Raw genomic sequence first — 11,244 nt, 5'->3', positions numbered from 1 at the left:
GGCGCGAATCCGCCGCATCTGACGAGAGCTGCAATACCCCTTTGGTTGACCCGTCGAAAGCGTCGAAAGGAAGGCGTATGTCCAAGAAATCCCGAAAGAAATCGTCCAAAACGGCCTCCGGCGGTCCGACGGCTAAGAAGAAGACCGCGAAATTGCGGGCATCGGCACAAACAAAGTCCGCGAAAACGCAGCGGACGCCAGCAAGCAAATCAAGCAAAGCACCAGCAAAAGCAGCATCGCATAAGGCCGCATCGAAACGGTTAAGATCTTCTGAATCCCTAGCCCAGCCTGCGACCGCAGCCAAACCCGTTTTGGCCGAGGGTCAGAAGGCGCCTGCCTTCCGCCTGCCCCGCGACGGCGGCGGCGTAGCCACGCTATCGGACTATGCCGGCCGCAAGCTCGTCCTGTTCTTCTATCCCCGAGCCGACACGCCCGGCTGCACCCGCGAGGCCATCGACTTCACGCGCCTTGCGGACGCGTTCGCGCAAGCCGGCACGGTCGTGCTCGGCATCTCCGCCGATCCGGTCAAGGCCCAGGAGAAGTTCCGCGACAAGCACAAGCTCGGCGTTCCCCTGATCTCGGATGAGACCCACGAGATGCTGGAGGCGTATGGCGCCTGGGGCGAAAAATCCATGTACGGCAAAACCTTCCTGGGGATTCTTCGTACGACCGTGCTGATCGGCGCCGACGGTCGGGTGGCCAAGATCTGGCGCAATGTCCGCGTCGATGGCCATGCGGACGACGTACTCGCGACGGCAAGAAGTCTTTAACCAGGCCCTCGAATTCGAGTGTTCCCGTTTCCGGAAAATTAACCATGAACAGCCCAGATTGCTGCGGCAATTAGGCCGCAAGGAACCGTTCCGACCGGCGCGGGAGTGCCGATGTCGAAAAGTTCTGCCCAATACTCGCAGTACCCCCAACATCATCCCCACGATCACGGACGATCCTTCCATCGTCGCCCCGCCGCCGCAGCGGCGGCAGCCGCGATTCCCCTCCCCGCAGCCGATGACGCCTACACCCTCGTCCACGCCGGCAAGCAGGTGCGCTTCGGGCCGGTGGTGTTCTGGATCGTGGTCGGCACCGTCGTGCTGCTCGGGCTCTGGTCGGCGGCGACCGCCACCTATTTCGCTTTCCGTGACGACGTCCTGACCCGGCTGATCGCCCGTCAGGCCGAGATGCAGTACGCCTATGAGGACCGGATCGCCGAGCTGCGAGCCAAGGTGGACCGCACCACCAGCCGGCAGTTGCTCGACCAGGAGCAGTTCGACCAGAAGCTCGACCAGATCATGAAGCGCCAGACGGCGCTGGAGTCCCGGGCGACGGCGCTCGGCGCCATGCCCGACGTGACCGGATCGATTCCCCGCTCCGCTCCTCAACGCGGCGATTCGAACCAGGGCGTGGTGCAGGGCACGCCAAAACCTTCGCCGATCAGCGATACCGTCATCTTCGTGGCACCGCCGGATCGCGAAGCGCGGCTCGAGTCGCGCGCGCCGACCGTCGTGGCCGCGCCGGTCAATCAGTTCGCCAGGAACCAGGGTTTCGACAATGTCCTGGTCCGGCTCCAGACCTCGCTAGATCAGGTGGAACGCCGCCAGATGGCGGCGCTCAGCGCCGTCGAGGACGGTATGGAATCACGTGTGCGGCGGATGCGCGGCGTCGTCAGCGATCTCGGCCTGAACCTCGCCAGTCTCGAGGCCGCCGTTCCACGCACGGCGATGGGTGGACCTTTTGTACCCGTCAAGCTGACCGCGAATGCCGGGCCGTTCGAGAAGCAACTCTATCGCATCAACGTCACCCGCACCGAGATGGACCGGCTCAATCGTACGCTGGCGCTCGTGCCCTATCGCAAGCCCGTCATCGGCGAGGTCGAATTCACCTCCGGCTTCGGCGTACGCAGCGACCCCTTTCTCGGCCGGCCGGCAATGCACACCGGGCTCGACTTCCGCGCCGCCAGCGGCGATCCCGTTCGCGTCACCGCTAACGGCAAGGTGGTCTCCGCCGGCTGGTCCGGCGGCTACGGCCGCATGGTCGAGGTCGATCACGGCAACGGGCTTTCGACCCGCTACGGCCATCTCTCCGAGATCAACGTGAAGGTCGGCGAGATCGTGAAGATCGGCCAGGTCGTCGGTCTTGTCGGATCGACGGGACGTTCGACTGGCCCGCATCTGCATTACGAAACCCGCATCGACGGAGAGGCGGTCGATCCGCAAAAATTCCTGCGCGCCGGTGTCCGCCTGAGCGCGGGCTGAGCCAAAAGCCTGACGCGTCAACGCGCGCGGCTGTCGCGCCCGACGCTAGCGCCGGCCGCCCCCCATCCCTCCGCCGGGTCCGCCGAAGCCGCCACCACCCATTCCACCGCCAGGCCCCATTGGCCCGCCGGGCGGTCCCATGCCGCCAGGTCCTGACGGAGCGCCGGGGCCCGAAGGCACCGGGCCCGGGCCGGGTCCGGGCGCAGAACCGGTCCCGGGGGCACCAGGCGCAGGCTGGCCGCCGGCCGGCGGCCTGCCGCTTCCGGGATTCAGGATCGAGCTGCCCGGGGCGCGGCCCGGCGCGCCGGGGTTTCGTCCAGGTGACGGCATCGGCGATCCCGGGAATTGGCCGACCGCTTGCGCGGAATCGATCTGCAGGCCGCGCGAGCGATCGAATGCGCCGCTGACCACCATGCGGGCTTCGCCCGCCGCCGGCCCGAAGCGCGATCCGTCGTGGGCCACGAGCCCGGAGCCAAACTGCAGGTTCGAGCCCACCCGCTGCACATAGGCCTCGATCGACAGCCGGTTCGCGCCGACGAGATCGGAGAAGTCGTCGATGCGGGTGCGCGCCGCCTGCATCACCCCCCGGCTCGTGCTGCCTTCGATCTGCACGCGTTGGCCGACGAGCAAGGGATCCACGCCGCTCAGCTTCAACCCGCCGATGTGCAAGCCGTCCGGGCCACGCTCGACCAGACCAGTGACCCGCGCGGATGCACCGCGCCGTTGCTCGACGAGGCTTGCGACGATCACGCCGTCGGTGCGGCGCAGGCCGTGCACGGCAACCTCGGTGCCTGCGCGGCGCCAGCTCTCCTTGCCGCTCGACAGCACCTTCTGGCCCAGCACGGTCAGCTCGTTGCCCTTCACCGCTTCGATCGGGCCGGAGACTTCGCTCGCAATGGTGATGCTGCGGGTGGCAAGCGTGCCGTCGGCCTGCCGCATCGCGACGACGCGCGCGAGCTGGCCGATGCGCAAGGCCCTGGCGCTGGCCGCCTCGCCGTCGATGCGGACGGGCACGTCGCTCGCATAGGTGATGCGCTCGCCGTTGACGTAGATGCTGCCGAAGCGCTGGATCACACCGACGATGCCGGTGCCGCCGATGCCATGATCGTCGCCGCGCGAGATTCCGGTGCCGCCGATGCCCTGGTCGGTGCCGCGCTTGACCTGCGCGCGGGCAATGGCCGTTCCGGCGAGCCAAAAGCCCGTCAGCAGCAGACGGCGTGAGACGAGCGGCGTCCGGCGGCTCATGACGAACTGCCTTCGTGCCCGTCGCTATCGTCGTCGGCATCTTCGGAATAAATGTAGATGCCGAAATTCCAGCGGGCGTCGCCGCCCTTGTCCTTGGCAAGCGCGCGGTTCGCCTCGCGGTTGGCGGTCTTCAGCGCGTCCATGGCAAGCTCGCGCGAGCGCGCCTCGAGGCGCCTCGCAAGCTTCGGCGAGATATTGTTGTAGTGCACGGCGCGCTCGAGGAAACGCGGCGCTGGCCCCGACACGTTCTGGGCGGCGGCCGCGATATGGTCATGCAAATTGCGACCGAGATAGTGCCATTTGCTGTCGTCCTCGCCGGATGGGACGAAGGCCGCCTCCACCAGCTCGATCTCGTCGTCGCCGTTGATGGTGACGAGCTTGCGGTCGAGCCATTCGTCGAGCACCGCGCGCGGTCGCACGTCCTTGGTGACGGAGGCGACGAGCTGCTCGAATGACGGCGCCTCGCCCTCGGCGGTGCGCGGCAGTGCCAGCGGCTCCCCCTTCGCATCGGTGAATTCGGGCGCGGCGAGCCACCGCGCGATCACCGCGCTCGTCAGCGAGACCGCCGCCGGCGCCTCGTGCACCGGCGCGCCGGCGCCGCGCAGCCGTGCCACCTCCTTGCGGTGGATTCCCGTGAGCAGGCTGACGCGACTGTCGGTCTGCTCCTTTCCTTCCAGCGCGAAATCGTGCTCGGCGACGTTGATGAAGAGCTCGCGCAGGAGCTGCGCCAGGGCCGGGAACGTCATGCCGCTGCGGATGCACAGCCGCACCAATGGCCGCAGCAGCCGCGCCAGCGGCGCGTGCAGCTTGGCGGCGGCGTTCGGCTGCGGCGCCGCTGCCTTGGTCCCGGGCTTGGCATTCATGTCTGAATTGTAGCGATGCAATCCGTGGGACACAATCCCACTTTTTCCTACTAGCCGATTGACGTGGTAAATTTTCCCACATATACGAGACGCCACTGAGGGCGCGACTTGAAGGGACTTTGACCATGGCCGACCGCTTGGCCCGCATTTCCAGCTCACCGCGTGCCGTTCCGCTTCTCCAGCACGGTCATCGCGATCGGGTCGAGCCGCCGCTGCTGGCGCTCGTGCGGGTCGTGATTTTCATGTCGTTGGTGGCCGCGCCGTTCGTCGCAGCGCTTCTCGCAGGTTGATCGCCATCATGAACCCCACCAGCGAAACCGCGCGCCGCCCGTCGGTGCTGCACATCTTCAAGATTTACTATCCCGACCTGTTCGGCGGCACGCTCACGGTGATCCGCGACATCTGCGCCAGCCTGAAGGACCGCTTCGACTCCGCCGTGCTGGTCTGCTCGCAATCGGCCAAGCGCCACGAGGTCGTTGGCGACGTCGAGGTCGAGCGCGTGCGCTCGTTCGGCAATTTGCTGTCGCTGCCGGCCGCCCCGGCCTACCCCTGGCGGCTGTGGCGCCGCATCGCAGACCATGACCTGCTCGCGCTTCACGCGCCCTTCCCGCTCGCCGACCTCGTCTTCGCCCTCGGCTTCGGCCGCAAGCGGCCGCTGGTCGTGCACTGGCACGCCGACATCGTCACCCATGCCGGCCTGCGCTGGTTCGTCCAGCCCCTGATGCGGCGGACGCTACGGCACGCCAAAGCCATCATCGTGTCCGACCGCGTGCTGGTCGAGAACACGCCGCTGCTCCGTGAATTCGAAGACAAATGCCATGTCGTGCCGTTCGGCATCGACACCACGACCTACGACTGGCCGAAGATCGAGCCGCACCACGTCAACGATCGCGGCCGCCTCGTACTCGCCTGCGGCCGCCTCGTTCCCTACAAGGGGTTCGACGTCCTAATCCGCGCCGCCGTCAACCGAACGTTCGAGGTCTGGATCATCGGCGAAGGCGTCGAGCGGCCGCGGCTCGAGCAACTGATCCGGGAGCTTGGCGTCGGCGACCGTGTCCGCCTGCTCGGCTCGGTGAATGACTGCGAGCGCATCAAGCTGATGTGCATGTCCGACGTCTTCGTGATGCCGTCGGTGACCAATGCCGAGACCTTCGGCCTCGCCCAATTGGAGGCCATGGCCGCCGGCCGCCCCGTCGTCAACACGGCGCTGGATACCGCAGTGCCCCACGTCGCACGTCATGGCAGGGAGGCGATCACGGTGCCGCCCGGCGATGCCGAGAAGCTCGGTGACGCCATCGACACGCTGATCCGCGATCCCGAGCGCCGCCGCCGCATGGGCCTGTCGGCGCGGACGCGGGCCGTGACCCGGTATTCCGCCACGTCCTTCAAGGAGGGCATGGAAGCCGTCTATCGCGACGCGATCGGCGCGCCGTGCAATCAGGCGGCGCCTGCGGCGGGGTGGCTGGATTCGGTCCGGATCGCGGCGGCGCTGGCCTGGTCCGACATGCGCCACCGCTATGTGCGCTCGCTGTTCGGTCCGTTCTGGATGTCGCTGCAGATGGCAATCGTGGTCGGGGTGCTGGGTTCGGTCATCGGCCAGATGTCCAATGCCGGCGTGCTGGCACGGCTGCCCATGCTCGCGTTGTCGATGACGGCATGGACCTTCCTCAACGGCGTCGTGCTCGACGCGACTACGGCCCTGCAGGGCTCGGCAAGCCTGATCCGCGATCGCGCGCTGCCGCCGGTGATCTTCCTGCTGCAATGCACGTTCCGCCAGGCGCTGTTCGCACTGCATAACGCCTGCGTCCCGCTCATCCTTTGGCTCGTCCTGACCCCGCGCAACGTCTCCGGCGCGCTCGAAGCGGTGCCCGGTTTGCTCCTGTTCATTGTCTGCACGTTTGCGCTCAGTCTCGTCCTCGGCGCGATGGCGACGCGCTATCGCGACCTCAAGCCGATTATCGAATCGACGCTGATGCTGGCCTTCCTGTCCTCGCCGGTGATCTGGTCGTCCGACATGATCAGTCACCGCTCGACGGTGATGCGGCTCAATCCGCTGACGCATCTGTTCGCGGTCTGGCGCGAGCCGCTCGTGGGCGGTCACGTCGATACGACCAGCATCGTCTATGTCCTGGTCGCGCTGGCGCTGCTGAGCCTTGCGAGCGCACTGACGCTGGTTCAACTGCGCAAAGCCGCTTTCTGGATCTGATGCATGGTCTCGATCAGCCTGCGCAACGTCTGTCTCGACTATCCGCTCTACGGCGCCTACGACTACTCGCTGAAGCGGCGGCTGCTCGGCCGCCTCATCCGCGAGCCGGGCGAGATGCGGATCATCCGCGCCGTCGACAACGTCTCGATCGAGGCGGAAGCGGGCAGCCGCATCGGCCTCGCCGGCCCCAACGGCTCCGGCAAGTCGACGCTGCTGCGCCTCATCGCTGGCGTCTATCCGCCGAGCAGCGGCAGCGTCGCGATCAAGGGCAACGTCGTCCCCCTGCTTGGCCTCAACGCCGGCGTCAACCTGGATTTCGTGGCGGAGGACAACATCGCTCTCTTGCTCCGGATCAGCGGACGCAAGCCGAGCCGCGCGGTGATCGACGAGATCTGGGCGTTCACCGAGCTTGAGGAGCGCATGCAACGCCTGCCCCTGCGCATGTTCTCCTCGGGCATGCTGATGCGCGTCCTGTTCGCGACCGCCACTGCCTTTCCGGCCGACATCCTCCTGCTCGACGAGTGGCTGAGCGTGGTCGACGAACATTTCGCCGAAAAGGCGCAGAGGCGACTCCTCAACCTGGTCTCGCAGGCCGCCATCGTGATCATCGCCTCGCACGACCAGCCGCTGCTGCAGCGCACGTGCACCAGAATCATCAATCTCGATCATGGCCGTATTGCCTCGACCGTCGCCGTCGAGCCGACGTCCGGGTCCAATTTTGAGCTCCGCGAGAAGCGCGCATGAAGCAGAATATCCTTGTCGTCTCCGAAGCGCTCGGCGAGCCGAACCACAAGCGCGGCATCTTTCACTTCACGCGCGAGCTGATGCGCTCGCTCGCGGCCGAGGGCCACGAGCTCACGCTGCTCGTTGAAACCACGCGGCGCTACCGCAAGCTGCGCCGGCGCGAGCAGCGCACACGGCTGTTTCCGGCGCGGTCGCACAATATCGAGCTGCTCGCCCTCTATCGCTTCCTCGACGAGGTCAACATGAGCGAGCCGGTCGCGCGGGGCGGCCTGCGGCGCACGCTCGACTGGCTCAGGCATCGCCTCACCATGTCGGTATCGTGGGAATACACGGCCTGCTTCCTGCGCGCGATCGGCATGCGGGCCTTGCGCGCGCGGCTGATCGAGAACCGGACCGCGGCGCTCGAATACATCCCGCCGGACCTGCGCCACCTCGAATTGTTCCGCGACTTCCAGCTCGAGCCCGGGTTCTACAGCTACCAGGACTCCTCGGCCTTCTTCCTGCTGCCGCCGCCCCGGATCGATGCGCGCAACTATGACGTCATCGTGGTGGACACGCCGACCCGCGTCGCGATCAGGCGCAGGCCGGAGGCCAAAGTGATCTGTGTCGTCCACGACCTGTTGCCGCTGACCGACCTCAAGCTGAGCGACGTCGCAACGCGGCTGTTCCTGTCGCGGCTCCTCACCAGCCTGCGTCAGGCCGACGAGCTCGCCTTCGTCTCAAACTACAGCATGATGCGGTTCAGGGAACTGTTGCCGCAATTTGCGCACCTACCGGCGCGGGTGGTGTATCCCCGCACCCGGTTCGACGCCCCGGATGTCCTGCACCTGCCAGCCCCGTCGGGGCGTCCGGGGCGGCCGAGCTTTGTCGTGATCGTCTCGAACGAGCCGCGCAAGAACGTCGCCACCGTCATTCGCGCCTTCCGCAACGTGCCTCAAGCCGATCTGGTGGTGATCGGCTATGCCGGTCATATCAGCCGGATGCGCAACCTTCCGCCGAACGTCCGCTTCGCCGGTTATGTCGACGAGCACGAAAAGGCCGCCCTGATCGCCGAGGCGCACGGCCTGATCATGCCGAGCTTCGCGGAAGGCTTTGGCGTGCCGATCATCGAGGCGCTGGCTGCGAACACGCCGGTGCTGTGCTCCGATATCGCCGTGTTCCGCGAGGTCGCAGGCGACCTCGCGGACTATTTCGATCCATTCTCGACCGAGTCGATTGCCGCCTCCGTGATCCGCATGCTGGCACGGCAGGAGGAATGTCGCGGCAAGATCCGGGCACAGCGCAGCGAGCTTGCAGAGCGCTTCGGCTACCAGACCCAGGCCCGCGACTTCCTCGGCCAGTACGTGCCCGCGGAGAGCCTTATGGCGGCGCAATAGGTCCCTCGCCATGACCGCCGAATCCGCGGCACGGACTGACCCTGCCGATTCATGGCCATGGCGCAGCCGATGGCGGGCCTGGCGCAGCCCGGACGCGCTGATCCGGACCGCCGACCTGCTCGCCGCCATGATCGCGGCCTCGCTCCCATGGTCGACCACGGCGCCGTCGATCTTTGTCGGGCTCTGGCTGCTCGCGGTGACGCCGAGCATCGGCTGGCGCGATTACGCGCGCAGTCTCGCCGAGCCGGCACTTGCCCTGCCCTTTGCGATCCTGCTGCTCGCCCTCGTCGGCATCCTGTGGTCGGACGGCGCATGGGCGGACCGGCTGCATGCAATCAAGCCTGTGGCGAAACTCGTGCTGATCCCGCCACTGCTCTATCACTTCAGGCGATCGGAGCACGGGATGTGGGTGTGCGTCGCCTTTCTTGTCTCCTGCGCCCTGCTTGCGGTCTTCTCCTGGATCGTGCTGCTCCATCCCGCCTGGAAGATCAGCGCGACCGCATCGGCCGGCGTACCCGTCAAGAACTACATCGACCAGAGCCAGGAGTTCACGCTGTGCGCCTTTGCGCTCGCGTTGCCCGCGCTGAGATTCTGGCGGGCGCGGCAAGTCGGAGCGACGATCGCCTGCCTGGCGCTGATCCTGCTGTTCGTCACCAACATGGTGTTCGTCGCGTCAGCGCGCACGGCGCTGCTCTGCATCGTGGTGCTGCTCGGGCTGTTCGCCTGGCGCCATCTGAGCCGGCGGGCAGCCCTATTCCTGCTCACTGGCGCCGTTGCCGCGAGCGCGCTCGCCTGGACGGCATCGCCCTATCTGCGCCAGCGCATCACCGACATTTCAGTCGAATATCAGCACGGCCATGAGGACATCAGCCACGCCTCGACCGCCCAACGCCTGACCTATTGGCGCAAGTCAGCCCTCGCCTTCACCGAAGCGCCGCTGCTCGGGCATGGCACAGGCTCGATCAAGCGGCAGTTCGAGCGCGCCGCCACAGGCCGAAGTGACCTCGACGTCGAGATCGTGAACAACCCGCACAACCAGACGCTCAATGTCGCCGTGCAGTGGGGCCTGGTTGGCGTCGCCCTGCTCTACGCGATGTGGCTCACCCATCTTCGCCTGTTCGCAGACGAAGAGCTTGCGGCCTGGATCGGCCTTGTCGTCGTCGTGCAGAACATCGCGAGCTCGCTCCTGAACTCGCATCTGTTCGATTTCCACGAGGGCTGGATGTATGTCCTCGGGGTCGGCGTTGCCGGCGGCATGGCGCTGCGCGCGAGAACGCCGGCCGGCGATGACTACTGGCTGCGCTCGTGGCCAACCTCGCCGGTGATGACGTCGCCGAACAGCTCCCAGGCCTGACCGTTGAAGCGCATCAACTGCATCTGCTCGATCGGGAAATAATCGTCGGGCGAGGTGTTGACCATGATACCGGGCAGCATCAGATCGGTGTGGAAGTTTTTCAGGTTGGCAGCCTGCTTCATGACGTTCTCGCGCGTAAGATTATCGCCGCATTGTTTCAGGACCTGCGCCATCGCTTCGGCCTGCACATAGCCGTAGATGTTGTTAGCGTTGGCCTTGTCGCCCTCGGGATAATATTTGTCCATGAATTCACGCCATTTCACCACGGCGAGGTCTTTGTCCCAGGTCGGATCGGTTGGGTCTTTCAGATAGACGGTCGAGATGATGTCCTTGGCATATTCGAGACCGGCGGGCTTCAGCACTGATGCAACCGATGTCGCGGTGTTGGCGAGGAAGAATTTGGGCTTCCAGCCGAGCTCGCCGACCTTCCGGATCGCCTGCGCCGAGCCCTTTGGGGCGGCCCAGGAGAAGAAGATATCGGCACCGGAATCGTGCAAGGCCACGATCTGCGAGTCGATCGAGGGATCGCTCACCTCGTAGGACTGGTCGGCGATGATCATGCTGGCCTTGTCGCCGAGCCCGTCCTTCAGGCCCTTGAACTGGTCCTTGCCGGCATCGTCGTTCTGCCAGAACACTGCGATCTTGCCGTTCGGGAAGTGATCGCGAATGTATTTTGCGTAGATCCGCCCCTCGCTCTGGTAGTTCGGCTGGAAGCCCATGGTCCATGGGAAATTCTTCGGGTCCCCGAACTTGGTGCCGCCGGAGGCGACGAAGAGCTGCGGCACTTTCTTCGCGTTCATGTATTTCATGATCGCGGAATTCGAGGGCGTGCCGAGCGGCTGGAAGATCAACAAGACCTCGTCGCTCTCGACAAGCTTGCGTGCCTGCTCGATTGCCTTTGGCGGCGAATACGCATCGTCATAGCTGATGAAATTGATCTTGCGGCCGTTGATGCCGCCCTGATCGTTGATCATCCGGAAGAACGCGGCCTCGGTCTTGCCGATCACGCCATAGGAGGACGCGGGCCCGCTATAGGGCATGATGTTGCCGATCTTGATTTCGGCGTCGGTGGCGCCGGGGTCGTATTTCTTTTGCGCCGAGGCCGGTGAGGCGGCCAACATTCCCGCAGCAATGAGCGTGGCGAGGGCAGCAAGGCTGTTGCGACGACCCGGCATCGTTCTCTCCCCTATTTGTAGTCTTGTTTTGC

At 65.7% G+C, this 11,244-nt stretch carries 10 protein-coding genes; 7 read left to right on the top strand and 3 right to left on the bottom strand.

The genetic code is table 11. From position 1 onward, the window contains the following. Nucleotides 1–77 precede the first annotated feature (77 nt). Both MTR72_RS11540 and MTR72_RS11535 read left to right on the top strand, forming a co-directional pair. Complete coding sequence (locus MTR72_RS11540) at nucleotides 78–770, top strand: peroxiredoxin (protein WP_280970991.1); 693 nt, start codon at nucleotides 78–80, stop codon at nucleotides 768–770. A 111-nt stretch (nucleotides 771–881) separates the two neighbouring features. After that, the gene (locus MTR72_RS11535; protein ID WP_280964113.1) at nucleotides 882–2,249 is read left to right on the top strand and encodes a M23 family metallopeptidase; all 1,368 of its coding nucleotides are present in this window, start codon (nucleotides 882–884) and stop codon (nucleotides 2,247–2,249) included. Between the two features lie 45 nt (nucleotides 2,250–2,294). Here the strand turns inward: MTR72_RS11535 and MTR72_RS11530 are convergent, their stop codons facing one another. Beyond that, entirely contained in the window at nucleotides 2,295–3,494 is a 1,200-nt protein-coding gene (locus MTR72_RS11530) for a DUF5666 domain-containing protein (RefSeq protein ID WP_280964114.1), read from the bottom strand. Continuing rightward, nucleotides 3,491–4,357, bottom strand: a complete 867-nt coding sequence (locus tag MTR72_RS11525) for a DUF6502 family protein (RefSeq protein WP_280964115.1) — start codon at nucleotides 4,355–4,357, stop codon at nucleotides 3,491–3,493. The genes MTR72_RS11530 and MTR72_RS11525 overlap by 4 nt, the downstream gene beginning before the upstream one ends. A gap of 125 nt (nucleotides 4,358–4,482) precedes the next feature. Between MTR72_RS11525 and MTR72_RS11520 the strand changes: the two genes are divergently transcribed. Genes MTR72_RS11520 through MTR72_RS11500 form a run of 5 tightly spaced genes read left to right on the top strand, consistent with a single transcriptional unit; the run spans nucleotide 4,483 to nucleotide 10,037 of the window. Then, the gene (locus MTR72_RS11520; RefSeq protein WP_280964116.1) at nucleotides 4,483–4,647 is read left to right on the top strand and encodes a hypothetical protein; all 165 of its coding nucleotides are present in this window, start codon (nucleotides 4,483–4,485) and stop codon (nucleotides 4,645–4,647) included. Nucleotides 4,648–4,655: 8 nt separating this feature from the next. After that, nucleotides 4,656–6,563, top strand: a complete 1,908-nt coding sequence (locus MTR72_RS11515; protein WP_280964117.1) for a glycosyltransferase — start codon at nucleotides 4,656–4,658, stop codon at nucleotides 6,561–6,563. Between the two features lie 3 nt (nucleotides 6,564–6,566). Then, on the top strand, nucleotides 6,567–7,307 hold the full coding sequence (locus tag MTR72_RS11510) for an ABC transporter ATP-binding protein (RefSeq protein WP_280964118.1): 741 nt from the start codon (nucleotides 6,567–6,569) through the stop codon (nucleotides 7,305–7,307). Continuing rightward, nucleotides 7,304–8,683 (top strand): glycosyltransferase family 4 protein, encoded by a 1,380-nt coding sequence (locus MTR72_RS11505; RefSeq protein WP_280964119.1) that lies wholly within the window; start codon nucleotides 7,304–7,306, stop codon nucleotides 8,681–8,683. The genes MTR72_RS11510 and MTR72_RS11505 overlap by 4 nt, the downstream gene beginning before the upstream one ends. Nucleotides 8,684–8,693: 10 nt before the next feature. Continuing rightward, a complete protein-coding gene (locus tag MTR72_RS11500; RefSeq protein ID WP_280964120.1) occupies nucleotides 8,694–10,037 on the top strand; it encodes an O-antigen ligase family protein in 1,344 nt (447 codons plus the stop codon). Here MTR72_RS11500 and MTR72_RS11495 read toward each other — a convergent pair. After that, nucleotides 9,974–11,212, bottom strand: a complete 1,239-nt coding sequence (locus tag MTR72_RS11495; RefSeq protein WP_280964121.1) for an ABC transporter substrate-binding protein — start codon at nucleotides 11,210–11,212, stop codon at nucleotides 9,974–9,976. The two genes, MTR72_RS11500 and MTR72_RS11495, sit on opposite strands and share 64 nt — an antisense overlap. Between the last annotated feature and the right edge of the window lie 32 nt (nucleotides 11,213–11,244).

Origin of the sequence: Bradyrhizobium sp. ISRA442 (genome assembly GCF_038085055.1) — a bacterium.
Classification (GTDB): domain Bacteria; phylum Pseudomonadota; class Alphaproteobacteria; order Rhizobiales; family Xanthobacteraceae; genus Bradyrhizobium.
The sequence above is the reverse complement of the archived record's forward strand: the minus strand, read 5'-3'. Positions and strand labels throughout refer to the sequence as shown.